Origin of the sequence: Shewanella sp. ECSMB14102 (assembly GCF_000813075.1) — a bacterium.
GTDB classification, from domain to species: Bacteria; Pseudomonadota; Gammaproteobacteria; order Enterobacterales; family Shewanellaceae; genus Shewanella; species Shewanella indica.
Genome location: NZ_JWGX01000039.1, coordinates 54,545 through 74,613, shown reverse-complemented (window position 1 = coordinate 74,613; position 20,069 = coordinate 54,545). Strand labels below are relative to the sequence as shown.

Sequence of the window (20,069 nt, the reverse complement as noted above, 5' to 3'; positions counted from 1 at the left end):
ATGTAGGTTTTGGTAGTCGATAGTTCAGATAGTTTTAAATAGAGAAGAGCGCCAAATTTGGCGCTCTTCTTTTATCGGGAAGATAGTCCTGTTTTTGGTGGGACTACCGGAGAGATTGATTTGGTAATCAACACTCGACGATATTAACCGCCAGGCCGCCTTTGGCGGTTTCCTTGTACTTGCTGCGCATATCTTTGCCGGTATCCATCATGGTCTTGATCACCTTATCCAGGGAAACCTTGTGATTACCATCGCCGCGCAGTGCCATGCGTGAGGCGTTGATTGCCTTGACAGCGCCCATGGCGTTTCGTTCGATACAGGGAACCTGCACCAGGCCGCCGACAGGATCGCAGGTCAACCCCAGATTGTGTTCCATACCGATTTCTGCCGCGTTTTCAACATGCTCGACCGTACCACCCATGATTTCGGTCAGTGCGGCGGCGGCCATGGAGCAAGCCACGCCGACTTCGCCCTGACAGCCAACCTCGGCTCCGGAAATGGAGGCGTTTTTCTTGTACAGAATCCCTATGGCTGCAGCCGTCAACAGAAAACGGCAACAGACATCTTCATCCACTTCTTGAACAAAGGTGTCGTAGTAGCAGAGCACGGCGGGGATGATACCGGCGGCGCCATTGGTGGGCGCCGTTACCACACGATCGCCGGCGGCATTTTGCTCATTCACAGACAGGGCAAACAAGTCCACCCAGTCCATGGCATTGAGGGGATCGATATTGTTGCGGCCTTCGGCCTTGAGGCGGCGATGCAGCGCCGGGGCGCGGCGGCGCAGTTTAAGGCCTCCGGGCAAAATGCCTTCTTTCTGATAGCCTTTTTCGACGCAGGCTTTCATGGTTTGCCAGATATGCCACAGTTTGGCTTTGACTTCACTCTCGGGGGCTATGCTGAGCTCATTGGCCATCATTAATGAAGAGATGCTCAGGCCATTTTCGCTGCACAGTTCCAACAGCTCGCTGGCGGTATTGAAATCGTAAGGCGCCTGGGCGATGGGAGTCGCCGGAGAAGCGTTACGCTGCTGAATTTCATCCTCATCGAGAATAAAACCGCCGCCGACTGAGTAGTAAGTGCGTTGATACAAACACTCTCCGGCCTTGAGCGCGTAAAGTGTCATGGCGTTGGCGTGTGCCGGCAGTGTCTTGCGTCTGTGGTAGGTGATACCATCTTCGCGGGTAAACTTAACCTTACGGCCATCGCTGAGCGTCAGTGTCTGGCTGTCGGCTACTTCTGCCAGAATCGCCTCTATGCTGTCGGTGTCGACGGTTTCCGGATCTTCCCCCATCAATCCCAGAATCACTGCCTTGCCGGTACCGTGGCCCTTGCCTGTTTGTCCAAGAGAGCCAAAAAGTTCTGCCTGCAGTTCGTCGACCTGTCCAAGTAAGTCATCTGCAGCCAGTTGTTCGATAAAGATTTTGCCCGCTTTCATCGGACCCACGGTATGGGAACTGGAAGGCCCTATACCTATCTTGAACATATCGAATACGCTAATCATTTGGTTAACCCTGTTGCTGTTTCGTTGTTATTTTAGTCATTGGGAGGCGCATTGCTCGCGCATGCGCAGGTTTCGGAGTAACCTTGACCCAAGTTACTCTGCCCATGGGCAAGTATCCCATACTTTTGGCCTGGAATATCATTAGTTATTCTTATTAAGCTAAGGTTGCATTAGCCTTGCTAACAAAGGGATTGACCCTGGTTGCGCTTTCCTTGCTGCCATACCTGTATCGGGGCTAACACCATTTCGTACCTTTTCAGTCGCTTTTATGCGCGGTACCCTGTTGGAGATGTTTATGAGTCACTTAATGCTGGATCTTGCCTCTGTCGAGTTGACCCAAGAGGAGGCCTCTGTCCTGCAACATCCGGCCGTTGGCGGCCTAATTCTTTTCAGCCGTAATTACCAAGACAGAGAGCAACTGATAGCCCTGATCCGCGCGGTTCGTCGGGTGCGTCCCGAATTGCTAATTGCCGTTGATCATGAAGGGGGCAGGGTACAGCGTTTTCGCGAGGGATTTACCCAAATCCCGGCCATGGGCGATATATTGCCGGCCGCCGCAGGTTCGCTGGAGTTGGCGTCAACCTGGGCCAAAGAGCTGGGCTTTTTGATGGCCGTTGAGCTCTTGGCCTGCGACATAGATTTAAGTTTTGCCCCTGTGCTCGATCTCAATGGTATCAGTCAGGTGATAGGCACTCGCAGTTTCGCCTCAAAGCCCGGGCAGGTCACTGCGCTGGCAACAGCCTTTATTGAAGGCATGACTGAGGCCGGTATGGCCGCAGTGGGTAAACATTTTCCCGGTCACGGCAGCGTCGAGGCCGACTCCCATATTGCCCAGCCGGTCGACCCACGCAGCTATCAAGAGATTGCCGAGTGCGACATGCAGCCTTTTTCACAGCTGATCGCCAAAGAGAGGCTCCAAGGTATTATGCCGGCTCATGTGATTTACCCCGAAGTAGACCCTAACCCCGCCGGTTTTTCATCTTTTTGGCTCCAACAGGAACTGCGCGGTAAACTGGCCTTTAACGGGGTGATTTTCTCGGACGATCTCGGCATGAAAGGGGCGGCGATCGCCGGAGACTATCAGGCTAGGGCCAGAGCGGCACTGGATGCCGGTTGTAACATGGTATTGGTATGCAATGACCCTGAGGGCGCCAGAAGTCTTTTGGGGGACTTTTCTTGGCCCGAGAGCAATCCTTTTCCGGCTGCAACATTGAGGGCCGATTCTGCTAAGGTGATGCAAGCATTGCAGGATGAAGCGCGCTGGGAGCGAGCCCGCGAGCTGGCGGCAAGGATTTCATCCACAAAAAATTGATTTGGCACAATATAGGCGCAACCTAACTTGGTTAGTTTGAAACCTGTATAACCATGACTGGAATGAGACTTGAGGAAACAAAATGATTTTGTATTTTCACGGATTTGATGCCACCAGCCCGGGTAATCATGAAAAAGTCAGGCAGTTACAGTTTATTGATGATGATGTGCGTCTCATCAGCTACAGTACCCAGCATCCCAGACACGATATGCAGCATCTGCTGAATGAGGTCAGTAAGCAGCTTAAACTCACTGACGATCCCAAGCCATTGATCATAGGTGTGGGGCTGGGAGCTTATTGGGCCGAGCGGATCGCTTTCCTGTCCGGGCTCAAGGCGGTATTGGTCAACCCCAATCTTTGGCCGGAGGAAAACATGCCCGGCAAGATAGACAGGCCGGAAGAGTACGCCGATATTGCCAGCAAGTGCGTGACCGATTTTCGCAGCAAGAACCGTAACCGCGCCCTGTGCCTGCTGTCGACCGAGGATGAGGTCTTGGACAGCACCCGCAGCCATGCCTTGCTAAGCCGCTATTATGAAGTGATTTGGGACAAACAGCAGAGTCATAAGTTTGCCTCGCTGGCGAGCCATTTGACTCAGATTAAAGCCTTCAAGCAGAATGAGGGTGTAGAGCGCGTCGGTTAAACAATCTTCTATGCGGTAAAATGAGCCCTTTTTGTGATCAATATCACGAGAGGGGTTTCGGGTTGTTGTTCTGTATGTTGCGCTGGTTGCATCGGGCCTGTAGCTGTGTAAAGTTACCTTTTATGGTGATTTTGATACAAAGTGTTACGCTTTGTGGTTGCAAAATTACCGGACATTTTGCGTATGTCGCCCGATGCAGCTAACACTCTTTTGTTAGCTGTTTTTTTTGCTTTTTTGTTAATCAACTGCTTGATTTATAAGCGTAGCAAGATAATGAAGCCACAAGGAGACGCCCATGAAGCGGGTGCTGCTGACTGTGAAAGGCAAGGTGCAGGGAGTCTGTTTCAGACGCTTTACCCAGCAAAAGGCTCAGTCACTGGGGGTGACTGGTTATGTGCGCAACAAAGAAGATGGTTCGGTAGAAGTGTTGGCGCAGGGTGCCTTCCCGGCAGTCGATCACTTAATAACCTGGTGCGAACAGGGGCCACCTCAGGCGCGGGTCGACAGTGTCTATGTTGAGGAAGACGAGGCAGATGAGATCTACCTCGACTTCTCTATCAGCCACTGATCAGAGCTCTTCGCTACTTTCAGCTTGAGTTTGGCTGCCCGGCTGAGCCATACGCCTTACCTGTAGGATCATCCCCATTCTGGGATGATCGAAGTAGTGTATTTCCCCGCTGCGAATACGGCGATTTTGCTCCATGGGAATGCTGTAAAGAAAGGGGGTTTGCAGCTCAGGCTCACCTTCCTGGGTGGCCAGAGATTTAAAACCGGCCTCCCTCAAATTAAAGCGGGTTTCCACATAGAGATAATGGCTGAGATAGATATTCAAAAGCCCATCCAACTCCCACACCGCCTTGGGCGTTTGCGGCACCATCAAGCTCCCAAGCGCTGTATATTCCTCACTGCCCATTTGAGTTGCTTCACTCAGGCCATTGTCCAATGCTTGCCCAGACAGTTTTTCTTCCGATAAGTTTTCTGATAAGCCATTCAAAGATGAGTTCGAAGCCGTGTCCAACTGGCTCTGGGGCAAGCCTGAAAGCTTGAAGTCCGAGCCAAAGTTACGGCCCCCAAAGAGATGCAGTGCCTCGGCTCTGTGGCGTGGTTTCATCTGTTGCTGCCAGGTGAGATGCAAAAGCCCTTTCAAACCGCGTTGCCGCTTGAGGGCATTGATAACACCGCCAAATTGGGCCTGACTTTCACTGAGCAGCAGGGCGCCGGGTTGGCTTGCTGTGCTGCTGTCTCTGGGGCTGATATTCACAGGCAACTGCTTGGGCATACGGATTTCCGCTTGCTGCTGTTGGCAAGGCAAAGCGGCGGTATCCGTTTGAGTCGTGTTATCGGCCTGGGCCAGAGATATCACTTGGCCTGCCTGAAGGGGGCGGCCGCGCTGCGAACCGGAGGCATCGTTATTGAGAGCCTTATCTGCTGCGTTGTCTGCGGATTGAGATTGCCATTGCGGATCACAGTCTCCCACAGCCATGCTGCCTGAGCTGATTTCGGTGGCGACCTGGGGAGTGATCAAGTCTATGGTCTTGTTCAGCTTGAGCTCCAGCGGCGTATCCGGCCACTTTTCCGTGCTTGGCCCGGGGCGCTCAAACAGGTATACCTCGACTTCGTACCAAGGGTATTGTGCCGCCTGCAATACAGGCGAAAGTGTCAGCCCCAGAGCCAGGGTTGCCAGCATATTTCGATACACTATTTTTCTCCCACAGTGTGTTGTGCCAGTTGTTGCAGCAGTAGACCCACCATATCCAGGCGTTCTTTACTGCTTTCGGCCGCCAGGGTGAACTTTAACTTATTCGGTCCATCCATTCGATAGATTTGTGGCTGGGATTGCAACAGGCCAATGATAAAGCCGGGATCGATAATATGATCGTCACCGAACTCGACACTGCCGCCGCGGGCGTGAAAATCGAGTTTTTTCAGCCCGAGCGCGGTGGCCTGATGTTTGTACAGTGTCAGTTGCATCAGGTTACGGGTGGCTTCAGGCAACAAACCGAAACGGTCAATCAGTTCCACCTTGAGTTCATCCAGTGCCGCTTCCGTAGTGCAGTTGGCTATCCGTTTGTAGAGCGACAGGCGAATATTGACATCGCCCACATAGTCTTCCGGCAACAGCGCCGGGATCCTCAGCTCGATTTCGCACTGCTGGTTGAGCATCTGCGCCAGGGATGGCTCTTTGCCCTGTTTCAGCGCCTTGACCGCCGACTCCAGCATCTCCATATAGAGGCTGAAGCCTATCTTGGAGATATGGCCGCTCTGCTCATCCCCCAGCAATTCACCGGCGCCGCGGATCTCCAGATCCTGAGTCGCCAGCATAAAGCCGGCGCCGAGATCTTCCAGGGCGTCAATCGCTTCCAGGCGCTTGCGGGCATCTGAGGTCATGCGTTTCGGATGCGGGGTCATCAGATAGGCATAAGCCTGGTGATGGGAGCGGCCAACCCGGCCCCTGAGCTGATGCAGCTGCGCCAATCCGAAGGTGTCGGCCCGCTCTATGATGATGGTGTTGGCGCTCGGCACATCGATACCGGTTTCAATAATGGTGGTACACACCAACACGTTGTAGCGTCTGTGGTAAAAATCTGACATTACCCGCTCCAGCTCGCGCTCGCGCATCTGGCCGTGGGCCACTACCACTCTGGCATCGGGCAACAGCTCGCGTAGCTCCTCGGCGCGTTTCTCTATGCTCTCCACATTGTTGTGCAGGTAATAGACCTGGCCGCCACGGAGGATCTCCCGCTCTATGGCCTCACGGACACTGGCCTTGTCGTATTCGCGCACAAAAGTTTTCACCGCCAGGCGTTTGGCCGGCGGGGTGGCGATAATCGACAGATCCCGCATGCCGGACATGGCCATATTCAGGGTGCGGGGAATAGGGGTCGCCGTCAGGGTGAGAATATCCACATTGGCCCTGAGCGCCTTGATCTTCTCTTTCTGCCGTACCCCGAACCTGTGCTCCTCATCTATGATAAGCAGGCCGAGGGCGTCAAATTTCACCTCGCTGTTGAGCAGCTTATGGGTGCCGATAACAATATCCACCTTGCCGTTTGCCAGGTCGGCAATCACCTGTTGCTGCTCTTTGGCGGTGCGAAAACGGGACATGACTTCAATCTGCACCGGCCAGTCGGCGAACCTGTCCTTGAAGTTTTCATAGTGCTGCTGAGCCAGCAGCGTCGTGGGCACCAACACCACCACCTGCTTGCCGGCGTTGACGGCAACAAAGGCGGCGCGCATGGCCACTTCTGTCTTGCCAAAGCCCACGTCACCACAGATCAGACGGTCCATGGCCACCGGTGACTGCATATCGGCGAGAACGGCGGCGATGGAGGTTTCCTGATCCACTGTTTCTTCGAATGGGAAACCCTGGGCGAACAGGGCGTATTCGGCCTCATCCAGTTCACAGGCCTCACCGGGGCGGGCCTGACGGCGGGCGTAAACATCCAGCAGCTCGGCGGCCACATCGCGAATGCGCTCTATCGCCTTCTTCTTGGCCTTGGCCCAGCTTTCGTTGCCCAACTTGTTGAGGTTGGGGGATTCATCCGGCGCCACGGCGTAGCGGCTGATGAGGTGCAGCGACGACACAGGCACATAGAGTTTGTCGCCACCGGCGTATTCCAGCTTGAGGTATTCGGCTACCACACCGCCGGTATCCAGGGTTTCCAGCCCCTGATAGAGGGCGACCCCGTGCTCCAGGTGCACTATGGGTTGGCCGACCTTGAGCTCGGCGAGGTTTTTAATCAGGGCATCGCTGCTGATCTGGCGCTGTTTTTCCCGCCGCCTCTGCTGGGAGATCCGCTGACCGAAGAGCTCGGTCTCGCAAATAATGCTGAGCTTGGGCTCATTGAGTATGCAGCCCTTGGCAAGGGGCGAGACGATTAACCCCAGCTGTGCATCCGAGTCGATAAACGCCTTGAGATGCGGGAACAGTACCGGGCGCAACTCTATCTTGGCCAGCAGCTCCATCAGCGCCTCGCGGCGGCCTTCGGATTCGGCGCTCAGCAGAACTCTGCCTGCCGAGGTGATATAGTCGGCCAACGCCTGCAAGGGCTGCTTCAGCTTATGGTTGACCGAGATATCCGGCAGCGTGCTTACTGCAGCCAATTGCTGCTGTTTTTGGGCATCCACCTGGCTCAGCTGCAGTCTTGGCCAGCGCTTGAAGGCGGCAAACAGCTGCTCGGTCAACAGATATAGGTCGGCCGGGGCCAGCAAGGGCCGCAGCGGATCGACCCGCCTGTCTTCATAGCGATTGCGCACCTGAGCGAGGTGGGTGTCGGCGGCCTGCTGCAGGTCGCCCAGCGTCAGCAGTTGCACATCGCCGACAAAATAGTCGAATAGGGTCGCGGTTTCATCAAAGAACAAGGGCAGGTAGTTTTCGATACCGGCGGGCATCAAATGGCGGCTCACCTGCTGATAGATGGACTCGGGCTCTTTAACCAATACTTCAAAATAGCGCCGATAACGCTGGCGGAAGCCTTCTATGGCCCGCTCATCTGTGGGGAACTCCTTGGCCGGCAGCATTCGTACCTGCGACAGGGGTTCCTTGGATAGCTGGGTTTCAGGATCGAAATGGCGAATCGATTCCACTTCATCATCGAATAGTTCAATTCGCAGCGGCTCGGCTGAGCCCATGGGAAAGATATCCAGAATCGAGCCGCGAATGGCAAATTCGCCATGTTCATAAACCTGGCCGACCAGATGATAACCGGCGCTGACCAAGTGCTCGCGCATCTGTTGCAGGCTGTAGTTGTCACCCTTGTTCAGCAACATCACATTGGCCGACAGGAAGGACTTGGGCGGCAGTCGCACCATCAGGGTGTTGATGGGCACTATTACCAGGGCGCGCTTGGCACTTGGCAACCTTGACAGGGTTTCCAGCCGCTGGGAGATTAGATCCTGATGCGGCGAAAAGCTGTCGTAGGGCAGGGTCTCCCGATCGGGAAACAACCACACGGGCAGGGCATCACCCAGAAGGTATTTGAGTTCGGCTTCCAGTGTCAGGGCGGTTGGCGTATCCGCTGTTACCAACAGGCTGACACCTTGATGTTGGCGGGCGAGGTTGGCCAAGGTCAGCGCGCGCTCCACGCCTTCGCCGAGGCCGAGATGGCGGATCTCGCCGGCCTTTGGGGCACCCGCAGGCGCCAGTACAGAAAACTTATTCATTGAAGATGTGATAACAGATTCATTCTGAATGGATTGCGCACCATTGTAGAGATTTAGGATGGCTCATGCCAGTTGGGATCCTGACTGGCTTTACGCCTTTTGAGCTGTTTTTGTTGCACGCTGAGACTGGCCTTGACCAAGAGTTCGATATCGGCATCCTGGATCACCCGATAGTCGAGATCGGCCAGAAACTGGCCTTCATGGTCTGGGTCGTCGCGGCATTCCCGCACCGAGGCGATACACTGCAAGGACAGGATTTCATCGCGAATAAACAGGGTCAGCTTACAAAATGTACCGGCGTCCAGTGCCTGGGGTAATTGCACCCGCACGCCGCTGCCGCCAAATTGCACCCCGGGGCAGTGTTGGCCTTCGCGGCTCTCCTGCTCCAATACGTGCTGCAACACCAGATCTATCTTACGGGACTGGAGTTTGAGGTAGTCGACTATCGCCCGGCCCTCATCGCCGAGTTGCCTCAGCTGCAACAAACAGCCGGCTTCCAGCGCCTTGACCTCGCTCATCAGTTTCAAGCCGGTGGATTGCATCGCCAGCAGTTGACTCTCGGTCGGCAAGGGAGTGTCCTTGGGCCAGAGGCTGAGATAGACATCAAAGGCGTGGGGCACGCTGAAGTATGGATTGGATTCAGGAAACAAGGTCCCGCCTCTTGTATTTACCCGGTCAATCCACCTATTATCGTGCCCACTTCATTGATTTAGCAAGCGCAGCGCACAGGACATGCTATCCCTCTCATGAATCCGGGACTCTCATTTTACATAGGTTATCGTTACTGGCGTGCCCGCAAGGCCAACGCTTTTGCTTCCTTTATTACCTTCTTCGCCGTCAGCGGGATTTTTCTCGGGGTGGCAGCATTGATTATTGTCAGCTCTGTGATGAACGGCCTGGAAGGCCAGCTCAAGACCCGAATCCTGGGGGCTATCCCACAACTGACGGTCCATACGGACAACTCTTTTGACGACTGGCAGAGCTTTAAAGGCGATTTGCAACAATTGCCCGGCGTGCTTGGGTTGGCGCCTTCGGCGACCACCCAGGCGATGGCCCAGTCGGCCGATAATATCAGTGCGGTGCAGCTCTATGGCATCTACCCCGAGGCCGAGAAAAATCTCTCGGTTGTAGCCAAACACGCCTATCTGGATGCCTTCGATTCGCTCAGCAGCGGCAGCTACCGGGTGTTGTTGGGCTCAGAGCTGGCACGGCGGCTCAATGTTGCCACCGGTGACAAGCTGCGTCTGCTCAGCGGTGATGGTGTGGTGTACTCGCCGCTTGGGCCTGTTCCTAGCCAGCGAATTTTTGAAGTGGCGGGTATTTTTGAGATGGGGTCTCAGGTCGATGCCGGGGTGGCTTTTCTGCACTATGAAGATGCCCGCCGCTTGATGCGTCAGTCGCCAAAGCAAATTCAGGATCTCAGACTGTTTCTGAGCGACCCCTTCAGCGCCCCGGCGCTGGCGCCCAAGGTTGAACATTTGTTCGAAGATAAGGGCGTTGAGGTGAGCGTCAGCGACTGGCGTGACAGTTATGGCCATCTGTTCGCCGCGGTGAAGATGGAAAAGAACATGATGTCTTTGATGTTGAGCCTGATTGTCGCGGTGGCGGCCTTCAATATCGTCTCGGCGCTGGTGATGATGGTGGTGGATAAAACTGCCGATGTCGCCGTGCTCAAGACCCAGGGGCTGGGCAGGCTGGATATCATGACCATTTTTATCTCCCAGGGCTCCCTCAACGCCCTGATAGGCCTGGCGCTGGGCCTAGGGGTTGGCATAGTGGCCACCCTCAACATCAATCCGCTGCTGTCGACCCTGGGGATCGCCGTATTGGGCGCCGGGCAGAGGTTACCCGTGCAGCTGGAACCGCAGCAGCTGGTGCTTATCGCCATCGGCACTCTGCTGATGACCCTGGCCGCCACCTTGTACCCGGCCATTCGGGCCGCCCGGGTAGAACCTGCGACTGCACTTAGATATGAATAAGAGAATCAATACCATGCAACAAGCCGCGCTCCTTGAAGCCAAAGCCGTCAGCAAGAGTTATCAGGAAGGTAAGCTCAGCACCAAGGTGCTGGAGCAGGTCGACCTCAAGGTGTATCCGGGGGAGCAGTTGGCGATTGTCGGCAGTTCGGGCTCGGGCAAGAGTACCTTGCTGCATATTCTTGGCACCCTGGATAAGCCCTCTGCCGGTCAGGTGTTGCTCGAAGGCGAGGACTTATACAAGGCCTCGGCCTCCCGTCAGGCACAGCTGCGCAATCAGGCGATGGGCTTTATCTACCAGTTTCATCATCTGTTACCCGAATTCAACGCCCTGGAAAACGTGACCATGCCGGGGCTGATTGCCGGTCGACCCAAGGCGGAAGTGCGAGCACAGGCCAAGGCCTTGCTCGAAAGAGTGGGGCTGGGACATAGATTGGAGCACACCCCGGCGGAGCTTTCCGGTGGTGAGCGCCAGCGGGTGGCCATTGCCAGGGCCTTGATCAACAGCCCCAAAGTGGTACTTGCCGATGAACCTACGGGTAACCTGGATGCCCACAGCGGCGAGGCTGTCTATGAGCTTATCCGCGAGCTGGCCTCGCAACTGGGCACGGCTTTTGTGGTGGTAACCCATGATCATCAATTGGCGGCCAGGATGGATAGGCAGCTGCAGATGGTCGATGGTCGTTTGTCGACGCCGGAGGCGGGCCAATGACGGCGCATCCCGCCTTGCTGCCCCTGATCATCGGCTGGCGCTTTTACCGTGCCCGCCAGAGCAGCAGCTTTATCAGTTTTATCTCTTTTGCCTCCACCGCAGGTATCGCCCTCGGGGTCGCCGTGCTTATTCTGGTGCTGTCGGCGATGAACGGCTTTGAGCGCGAGCTGGAGCAGCGCCTGCTCGGGGTTGTGCCCCAAGGGGAGTTGAGCCAGGTCCGCGAACCTATTCACGATTGGCGTCAGATAGTGTCGGACGCCGAGCAAATCGACGGCATCAGCGCCGCTGCTCCGCTGGTACGCATGCAGGGCTTGGTGCAAAAGCCGGGCGGCTTTGTCGGCTTGTCTGTGGTGGGGGTTAACCCCGAGGCTGAAGCGCGGGTTTCGACCCTGAGTCAGTATCTGACACAGGAAAGCTGGCAGAGCCTTGAGGGTGACAGCAATCATATAGTGCTGGGCCAGGGAATGCTGGACAAACTGGGACTTAAGGTGGGTGATCGCCTGACCCTCTATCTGCCATCACCCCATGGCAAGGGCAGTGGTCAACTGGCGCAGGCCCGCAGTCATTCGTTGTTGATAAGCGGCAGTTTTCGTCTCGGCGGCGAGCTTGAATACACCACAGCTTATGTACCCATGGCCTATGCCCAGCGCCTGCTAGGGCTTGCAGACGAGGTGACCGGGGTGAGAATCAAGGTTGAGCGGGTATTTGAAGCGCCGCGGCTGATTCGCGAGCTGGGTTATGCCCAGAGCCAGACTTTGTATCTCAACGACTGGACCCGCACCCAGGGGCATCTTTACCAGGACATTCAGCTGGTGCGCACCGTCATGTATCTGGTGCTGGCATTGGTAATAGGTGTGGCCTGTTTCAACATAGTCTCCACCCTGGTAATGGCGGTGCGTGACAAGGCTTCGGAAATCGCCATCTTGATGACCATGGGACTTAAGCGCGGCGCCGTGATGCTGGTATTTATTGTCCAGGGCGCGCTCAATGGTGTGCTTGGCTGCGCCATAGGAACCTTGCTGGGGGTATTGCTGGCCAAGAATCTTTCGGCTATCGCCAAGGGGATTGAGCAGTTGACCGGGCATAAGTTGCTCTCGGGGGATATCTATTTTATCGATTTCTTGCCATCCAGGCTCGAGCTCACCGATGTGTTGGCCGTGGTCACTATGGCGCTGCTGATGAGTCTGCTGGCTACCTTGTATCCGGCGTTCAGGGCCAGTCGCATCGCCCCGGCAATCGCCCTGGCCGGGCGCTGATAAGCGACAGGAAAATCCTAAAAAGCAAGAACCCGGCCATGGCCGGGTTCTTGCTTTTTACTGGCGGAATGTACTTTGGGTACCAAGTTTGGTCAGCGCTAAAACTATGTATCCCTAAAGTATTCCTGAAGTATCCCTGAATTGTGCCGCTCCAGTGACGTTACTGCCAGCAGCGGTTATTTACGTCGTTTTTGCCACTGCAGATAGATGGAGTACTGCCAGGCACTCTTGATCACAAAATATCCCGTCAGGGCACTGACCACACCCAATACCAAACAACCGAACAGGAAAGGTGGGCCTATGGTGCTGATGGAGGATTCTATCCAGGCCCAACTGGCTTCGAAGACAAACTGCTGCGGCGGGTGATTGAGCAGCTTGGCACCTATCAAATAAGCCAGATAAAACATGGCCGGCATAGTTACTGGGTTGGTAATCCAAACCAAGGCGACCGACACCGGCAGATTGACATGAAAGTAGATTGCCAGCGCCGCTGCCAGCACCATTTGAAACGGCATTGGCATCCAGGCAACAAACAGGCCTATGGCGAAGGCGCCGGGGGCAGAGCGGCGATTCAGTGCCCAAAGATTGGGTTTGTTCAGCAGGCTGCCGAAGATCTTGAGGTGTTTATGATTCCTCAGTTTCTCCGGATCGGGCATGAATCTCTGAATGATCTTTTTTGGCATAGGCTCAGATTGCTGTCTTAAATTACTCAATGATGAATCAATGCTTATCGGGCTTTGGCATCGTCGTACTTTCGGCCATGCTTTGGCCTTGGATACCGCCCTTATTCTCATTGCCAATTATTGCAGTGCTGCTGGTACTGTGCCTCAGAGTCTGGAGCGGGAGCTGGGTTCCCAAGGGAAGTGCTTTGCTCTATGGTGCTTTGGGCGGCGTGCTGTGGGTCAGTGTTTACTGTCAGTTAGTCATTGATATTAAAAGCCTTACTGACTCATCATTCAGCTCTGAAACGTCTGTTAATCAGACACTGCGGGGCGAAATCATATCACTAGTTTCTGCAAACGGCGACTGGATCCGCATGGATATTCGGCCAATTGATGATAATTCTTTAACCCTTTGGGCGCCCCTGGCTCCAAAGTGGCGTTTGAGCTGGCAGGGAGATGCATTGCCATCGCCGCAATTGGGTGAGGTGTGGCAGTTTGAAGTCAAACCCAGATCCTTTGCCGCCGTGCTCAATCAGGGCGGCTTCAATCGTCAGCGTTATCTGCTCGGTGAGCGGATAACCGCCAGAGGCCAGGTAATATCCGCCGAGCGGCTGTTGCCATCAACTGGGCTCAGGGCACGTTGGGTCACGGAGTTAACTCCAGTATTGGCCGAAATTGAGGGCGGCGATCTGCTGCTGGCGCTGACCTTGGGTGAGCGGTCACTCTTCTCCGAGGCGCGCTGGCAAGAGTTGCGCCAGTCCGGCAATGCCCACTTGGTGGCGATTTCGGGGTTGCATCTTTCGGTTGTCGCCTTCTGGTGTTATCTGCTGAGTTTTGGAGCGCTCAAGCGTTGGGCACCTGTCTATGGGCGGCGCAATCTGGTACTGGCATCTTTGGCGGCGTTGCTGATGGCACTCTTTTATGCCTATCTGGCAGGTTTTGCCATTGCCACCCAAAGAGCCTTGTTGATGCTGTGTTTGCTGGTGTTATCGACTTTAATGATGCGCTATACCTCGGCCTGGGAGCGGCTGTTGTGGGCACTGGCCTGCGTACTCTTGATAGATCCCTTGGCCAGTCTCAGCGGCGGCTTTTGGTTGTCATTTTCGGCGTTGGCGTTAATTTTGTTGAGCCTTAATTATCAAGTTCATAATCCTAAGGTTCTGGAGCAGGAGCAAGTACTGACCCACTGGCCAGCCAAGCTCAAGCGCTGGGCCTTGGCATTCTGGGCAATACAGTGGCGCCTTTGTCTGGGACTGTCGCTACTGCAGGCGATACTCTTCGGCGCCGTGACGGTTCACAGCCTGTGGCTCAACTTGCTGTTGGTGCCTTGGTTCAGTTTGCTGGTGATCCCCCTGGCGCTGCTGGCACTGCTGCTGTGGTCGGTGTTCTCCGCCTTGGGGATGGATGCTGTGGCACTTATGCCTTGGCAACTGGCGGCTTTCAGTCTCTGGCCGGTGCAAAAATTATGGCAGTTCAATAGTCAGCTTCCCGGTGGCTGGCTCATGTTGCCGCAGGCTCTCAGCGCCGCGGCGCTATTGTTGTTTCCGGCATGGCTTTGTTGGCGTATGTTGCCCAAGGGCCGGGGCGTGGCGATGTTGCTGATATTACCCTTTGTACTGCAGCTCGGGCTATGGCTTGGCCTGCTCAAACCCAAGGGCTGGCAAATGCATATGTTGGATGTGGGCCAGGGGCTGGCTGTGGTGGTACAAAAAGGGCCACATGCATTGCTTTATGATACAGGTGCGGCCTTTGGCGAGCGTTTCAGCTACGCCGAGCGGGTGATAGTGCCTTTTCTTGGTGCCAAAGGTGTGACCAAACTTGATTACCTGATTATCAGCCATGGCGATAATGACCACGCCGGTGGCGCCCAAGTGCTGATGCAGGCCTTTGACAAGGCAGGGTTGATCACCGATGTGTCTGAGCTCAAGAGCCGTTATTCAAAGCGTTGGCACAGGGGCTGCCGCCCGGGGATGCTCGATTGGCAAGGGATAGAGCTGAATTTTCTTGGCCCCCAAGTACCTGAGCCTGGCAATAACGGCTCTTGCGTGCTGCAGCTCTTCGATGGTCATCATAGAGTGTTGCTGCCGGGGGATATAGAACTGGCCGGTGAGGTCGCCTTATTGCATGGAAAAAGCGCAATCGAGAGTGATATTTTACTGGCGCCCCATCATGGCAGTCGCACCTCATCTCACCCTGAGTTTATCGGCGCAATAGCACCTGAGCGGGTGTTGTTTGCGGCCGGGCATGGCAATCGCTGGGGGTTTCCCAAAGAGGAGATACGCTTGAGGTATCAGGCCTTTGGCGCCCAAGCCTTGATTTCCGGCGAGCTGGGGCAGGTGAGTATCCACTTTGATGGGCAAGGTTACACAGTGCACAGTTACCGCCAGGATCTGGCGCCATTTTGGTATAACCGCTTGTTTGGGTTTGGTATGGCAGGGAATCCAGAGTAGAATGGCGACTTTGTCATAAATATAGTTTCGCTGATGAGCACATCTCAACAACGTGAAGTCTGGACAGTTTTCAGACGTTTGCTGACCTATCTCAAGCCCCTCAAAGGGGTATTTGTCATCTCGATTCTGGCGTTGATCACCTATGGGGTTGTGGACGCTACTTTTATCGCTTTTGTGAAACCTTTTATTGATGAGGGGTTTGCCAATAATTCTGTCGTGGCCGGCGTCGAGCTGGGCACCTCCAAAGGGTTTAATGCCAGCTCGGATGTGTTGACCATGGCCCCCTTTGTGGTAGTGGGGCTATTCAGTCTTCGGGGGGGGGCCAACTTTGTCTCTACCTATGGCATCTCTTATATCAGCGCCAAGCTTATTCAGGACATGCGTCAGCAGGTGTTTGAACACATACTGTCGCTGCCTGTCAGCTATATGGACAGGGAAAACACAGGTTCCTTGATCTCCAAAGTGACCTTTGACACAGAGCAAATTGCCAGAGCCTCCGGCAGTGCGCTGATCACCTTGGTGAGAGACAGCGTTACTGTCATAGGCATGCTGGGGTTGATGTTCTATTACTCCTGGAAACTGTCACTGTGTATTCTGATCATTGGTCCTTTCATCGGGGTGGTGATTGCCGTTGTCAGCCGCCGCTTCCGTAAAGTATCGCGGCAGATCCAGGGGGCCATGGGCTCGGTGACTGCTGTGACCGAGCAGATGATCAAGGGCCACAAAAACGTATTGTCTTTCGGTGGTCAGAAGACAGAGGCCGATCGCTTTGCCAAGGTCAACGATCACAACCGTTATCAGAACATGAAATTGGCGGCGGCCCAGGCCATCAGCCAGCCGCTTATCATGATCATAGGCTCCTTTGCATTGGCCTTTGTGCTCTATGCTGCCAGCTTTGACAGTCTGAAGGATGAACTGACGGCGGGTACCTTTGCCACTATCCTGGGCGCCATGCTGGCTATGTTGCAGCCTATCAAGAACCTGACCCGGGTCAACGCCGAGTTTCAACGGGGTATTGCCGCCTGTACCACAGTGTTTGAGCTGCTGGATACCCCGGGGGAATCCGATAGCGGTACCCACACAGTAGAGCGGGTTGAGGGTAATCTGCGTTTCGATAATGTCAGCTTTGGTTATCCCGGGCAGGAGCGTTTGGCGCTAGAGAATATCGACTTTGAAGTGCGTCAGGGACAGACTCTGGCGCTGGTGGGCCGCTCAGGCTCGGGTAAGTCGACTATCGCCAGTCTGGTGACCCGTTTCTACACCGGGCTGAAACAGGGGGAGATCACCCTGGATGATGTCAGTATTTACGACTATTCACTCAAGTGTCTGCGTAGCCAGGTCGCCTTGGTGTCGCAGCAGGTCACCCTGTTCAACGACACCATAGCCAACAATATTGCTTATGCTTACCCAGGCGAGGCTACCCGGGAGCAGATAGAAAACGCTGCCAGATTGGCCTATGCGATGGAGTTTATCGAAACCTTGCCCCAGGGACTGGATACCGAGATAGGTGAAAACGGCGTGATGCTGTCCGGTGGTCAACGCCAGCGGATCGCCATTGCCAGAGCCATCCTCAGAGACGCCCCTGTGTTGATCCTCGATGAGGCAACCTCGGCACTGGATACCGAATCAGAGAAGGCGATTCAAAAGGGGCTGGATAACCTGCGCCGCAATCGCACCTCGATTGTGATTGCCCACAGACTGTCAACCATTGAGAGTGCCGATCAGATTTTGGTGGTCGATCAGGGTAAGATCCTCGAGCGCGGTACTCACCAGAGTCTGTTGGAAAAGGATGGGACGTACGCCAAGCTGTACCAGATGCAATTTGGAGGTTAAGTGGAAGCTCTGCTTAACCGTATCTGGTATCACAAGCATTGGGCAAGGTGGTTGCTTTGGCCGCTTTCCTGGCTGTTCGCCTTGCTCAGCGGCCTGAGACGTCTGGGGTTTAAGTTTGGACTCAAGGCCTCGCAAACTCTGCCTGTACCTGTGATCATAGTCGGTAATATCACTGTCGGCGGCAGCGGCAAGACGCCAACCGTTATCTATCTGATAGAGTTGCTAAGGCACTATGGCTATCGGCCCGGAGTGATAAGCCGTGGTTATGGCAGTGGTCAAACCGAACCTAGGCTGGTGCCTCCCGGGGCCAATCCGAGCGATTTTGGCGATGAGCCGGCGATGATAGTGGCCCGCACTCAAGTGCCTATGGCCGTGGGAGTGGATCGTATCGCCACCGCCGAGTTGCTGCTGGCGTCCACTGAGGTGGATATTATTATCAGCGATGATGGTTTGCAGCATTATCGACTGGCGCGGGATATCGAAGTGGTGGTTGTCGATGCCAGCCGCCGCTTGGGCAATGGTATGTTACTGCCGGCGGGCCCCTTGAGAGAAGGCGCCTGGCGCTTGGAAACTGCCGACTTGGTAATCCATAACGGCGAAGCCAGCGATACCGTCAGAGAGTTTGGTATGCAGCTTATACCCGGCGCAGTGCTGAGTGTTGCAGGGGAAAACCAGGCTCAGGCCCCCACAGCGCCTATGGCGGTAAAGGCTATGGCGGGTATTGGTAATCCGGAACGTTTTTTTGAAACTCTCTCTCAGATGGGGTTCAAGCTTGAAGCCCAAGAGGTCTTTGCCGATCATCAGGCCTACAGCCCAGAGGCCTTGACCGCCCTTGGTGACGAGCTGCCACTGCTGATGACAGAAAAAGATGCGATCAAGTGTCGCGAATTTGCAAAACAACACTGGTGGTATCTGGCCGTCAATGCCAAGCTATCACCCCAATTCGATGCCCAATTGCTGACCCGGGTGCGGGAGGCGATGGCAAACAAACAAAAGGCAAACCAAAAAGGATAGTCTGATGGCGTTTGATAAGAAACTATTGGAAATCGTAGCCTGCCCGGTATGTAAAGGCAGACTGGAATATGACAAGCAGGCACAACAACTTATCTGTAAGGCAGATAGGCTGGCTTACCCTATCAATGACGGGATCCCTGTGTTGTTGGCTGACAAGGCCGAACCTTGGCAAGAAAAACAGTAATAGTTCCCGCTCTTAAACTCCGATCAGCCTTGCTGATCGGAGCCTGCTAAAAGCCTATCCGCTAGCCCCCCTCATTAGTAGCAGTTGATTTGTTCACAGCTTGTTAATCCTATTTTTTTGCTGTTTTTATTATTAACCATTTGTGGCGAATTTCACTTGGGATTCGTTAAATAACAAGAGTTTATCTTGAGTTAGTTTGCTTCGAACGCCACGCCCTAAGATACTAATAAGTATTTTCTGTGACTTACAACAAACTCTTTGAAGGAAACCCTGTAGATGACTCAACCCAAATTCAATCAATATGTTCTGCGGGTGCTGGAAGCTCATCCCGGGGAACGTATTTGCTCGTTTGAATATGAGGGTAAAAAGTACTGGCTTAAACAAGCCGAGACACTGCAGGGAGCCATGCGGGTGTTGAAACCCAATCCCCAACTGGCGCTTGAGAAAGAGAAACAGACTCTGGAGCACCTGGCCAGTTGCTCAGCCCCGGTGCCGCGTATTGTTCAGGCCGACAAGGGCTACTTTGTGGTGGAGGATGTTGGGGTAACAGTCAGAGAATGGTTGATACTCAAGTCGCAAGATAAACCGGGCATGCAACAGATCCTCAATGACAGCGCCGCTGCGCTGGCTGGTTTACACAGCATGGGACTGGCCCATGGCCGTCCGGCGCTCAGAGATATCAGTTGGCAGCAAGGGCAGGTGACTTTTATCGATTTTGAAGCCACTCAAAAGGGTCAAGATATGCTGATGCAGCAGATAAGGGATCTGCTGGTGTATATTCACAGCTTATACCGCTACATGGGGCCCGCCAATGAAGCGATAACCCAGGTGATAGCCAGTTATCGCCAAGCCGGCGGTGAAGCTATCTGGCGTGAGGCCAAAAGTTTCCTGATCAGTTGGCAGTGGTTATATCTGTTGCTGCGGCCTTTTCGTGATATCGGCGGCCGCGACCTTAAGCCCATCTATTGGGTGTTGTGGCATTTTCGCAATAATCCCCTCTAAATTTCTGTCTGATTAGTTTCACTCGGGACGTGTCCTGTTTGAAGTTGAAAGCAGAGTGTCAAAAAAATGTTATTGGATGTAAGTTTGACCTTATCTAATAACGAACTGTAATGGCAGAAAAAAACACTTATTCAAGTTTACTTTTCATTAACATCATGAATAATGTCAAAAAATAATCTGGTCAAACCAGTTTATTTTTTAATCTTTATTAAGGTCTGTTTTACAAGGAAAACTCCCCAAAGCCGCTAAATTCAAGGGTTTTGAGGGGTGTACAAAATATAGACTGATTTTATAGAATGTCGTCTTCCTAAGGATTCGAAGAAATCCTGGGCTAAGTTCGAAGCAAGTCCTCATTCAC

At 54.2% G+C, this 20,069-nt stretch carries 16 protein-coding genes; 11 read left to right on the top strand and 5 right to left on the bottom strand.

What is annotated here, in order from left to right:
* Positions 1–127: 127 nt before the first annotated feature.
* Positions 128–1,504: an L-serine ammonia-lyase gene (locus RC73_RS13375; RefSeq protein WP_039035110.1), complete on the bottom strand. Its 1,377-nt coding sequence runs from the start codon at positions 1,502–1,504 to the stop codon at positions 128–130.
* A gap of 295 nt (positions 1,505–1,799) precedes the next feature.
* Between RC73_RS13375 and nagZ the strand changes: the two genes are divergently transcribed.
* The 3 genes from nagZ (at position 1,800) to RC73_RS13360 (ending at position 4,027) form a co-directional block, all read left to right on the top strand.
* The gene (gene nagZ / locus RC73_RS13370; RefSeq protein WP_039035123.1) at positions 1,800–2,816 is read left to right on the top strand and encodes a beta-N-acetylhexosaminidase; all 1,017 of its coding nucleotides are present in this window, start codon (positions 1,800–1,802) and stop codon (positions 2,814–2,816) included.
* 82 nt (positions 2,817–2,898) lie between these two features.
* Entirely contained in the window at positions 2,899–3,459 is a 561-nt protein-coding gene (gene ycfP, locus RC73_RS13365; protein WP_039035109.1) for an alpha/beta hydrolase YcfP, read from the top strand.
* Positions 3,460–3,754: 295 nt separating this feature from the next.
* The gene (locus RC73_RS13360; protein WP_039035108.1) at positions 3,755–4,027 is read left to right on the top strand and encodes an acylphosphatase; all 273 of its coding nucleotides are present in this window, start codon (positions 3,755–3,757) and stop codon (positions 4,025–4,027) included.
* Here RC73_RS13360 and RC73_RS13355 read toward each other — a convergent pair whose 3' ends face one another.
* The 3 genes from RC73_RS13355 to RC73_RS21175 are packed head-to-tail and all read right to left on the bottom strand — an operon-like array spanning position 4,028 to position 9,272.
* Entirely contained in the window at positions 4,028–5,158 is a 1,131-nt protein-coding gene (locus tag RC73_RS13355) for a CsiV family protein (RefSeq protein WP_039035107.1), read from the bottom strand.
* On the bottom strand, positions 5,158–8,622 hold the full coding sequence (mfd, locus tag RC73_RS13350; RefSeq protein ID WP_039035106.1) for a transcription-repair coupling factor: 3,465 nt from the start codon (positions 8,620–8,622) through the stop codon (positions 5,158–5,160). Before mfd ends, RC73_RS13355 begins: the two co-directional genes overlap by 1 nt.
* Positions 8,623–8,675: 53 nt before the next feature.
* Positions 8,676–9,272 carry a hypothetical protein gene (locus tag RC73_RS21175; protein ID WP_039035105.1) on the bottom strand — a complete coding sequence of 199 codons (597 nt, stop codon included), beginning with the start codon at positions 9,270–9,272 and terminating at the stop codon, positions 8,676–8,678.
* Between the two features lie 96 nt (positions 9,273–9,368).
* Here RC73_RS21175 and RC73_RS13340 point away from each other — a divergent pair, with 96 nt between their 5' ends.
* From RC73_RS13340 to lolE, 3 genes are read left to right on the top strand one after another with little or no spacing between them, the layout of a single operon-like run.
* Positions 9,369–10,601 carry a lipoprotein-releasing ABC transporter permease subunit gene (locus RC73_RS13340; protein ID WP_039035104.1) on the top strand — a complete coding sequence of 411 codons (1,233 nt, stop codon included), beginning with the start codon at positions 9,369–9,371 and terminating at the stop codon, positions 10,599–10,601.
* Positions 10,594–11,310, top strand: coding sequence for a lipoprotein-releasing ABC transporter ATP-binding protein LolD (lolD, locus tag RC73_RS13335; protein WP_052248195.1), 717 nt, complete (start codon positions 10,594–10,596; stop codon positions 11,308–11,310). The genes RC73_RS13340 and lolD overlap by 8 nt, the downstream gene beginning before the upstream one ends.
* Positions 11,307–12,566 (top strand): lipoprotein-releasing ABC transporter permease subunit LolE, encoded by a 1,260-nt coding sequence (gene lolE, locus RC73_RS13330; protein WP_039035102.1) that lies wholly within the window; start codon positions 11,307–11,309, stop codon positions 12,564–12,566. The genes lolD and lolE overlap by 4 nt, the downstream gene beginning before the upstream one ends.
* A gap of 176 nt (positions 12,567–12,742) precedes the next feature.
* Here lolE and RC73_RS13325 read toward each other — a convergent pair whose 3' ends face one another.
* A complete protein-coding gene (locus RC73_RS13325) occupies positions 12,743–13,249 on the bottom strand; it encodes a DUF2062 domain-containing protein (RefSeq protein ID WP_039035101.1) in 507 nt (168 codons plus the stop codon).
* Positions 13,250–13,278: 29 nt separating this feature from the next.
* Here RC73_RS13325 and RC73_RS13320 point away from each other — a divergent pair, with 29 nt between their 5' ends.
* The 5 genes from RC73_RS13320 (at position 13,279) to RC73_RS13300 (ending at position 19,711) form a co-directional block, all read left to right on the top strand.
* A complete protein-coding gene (locus tag RC73_RS13320) occupies positions 13,279–15,678 on the top strand; it encodes a DNA internalization-related competence protein ComEC/Rec2 (protein ID WP_327268874.1) in 2,400 nt (799 codons plus the stop codon).
* Between the two features lie 33 nt (positions 15,679–15,711).
* Positions 15,712–17,511, top strand: coding sequence for a lipid A export permease/ATP-binding protein MsbA (gene msbA, locus RC73_RS13315; protein ID WP_039035099.1), 1,800 nt, complete (start codon positions 15,712–15,714; stop codon positions 17,509–17,511).
* On the top strand, positions 17,512–18,525 hold the full coding sequence (lpxK, locus tag RC73_RS13310) for a tetraacyldisaccharide 4'-kinase (RefSeq protein ID WP_039035098.1): 1,014 nt from the start codon (positions 17,512–17,514) through the stop codon (positions 18,523–18,525).
* A 4-nt stretch (positions 18,526–18,529) separates the two neighbouring features.
* Entirely contained in the window at positions 18,530–18,709 is a 180-nt protein-coding gene (locus RC73_RS13305) for a Trm112 family protein (protein ID WP_039035097.1), read from the top strand.
* A gap of 276 nt (positions 18,710–18,985) precedes the next feature.
* The gene (locus RC73_RS13300) at positions 18,986–19,711 is read left to right on the top strand and encodes a phosphotransferase (protein ID WP_039035096.1); all 726 of its coding nucleotides are present in this window, start codon (positions 18,986–18,988) and stop codon (positions 19,709–19,711) included.
* Positions 19,712–20,069 lie beyond the last annotated feature (358 nt).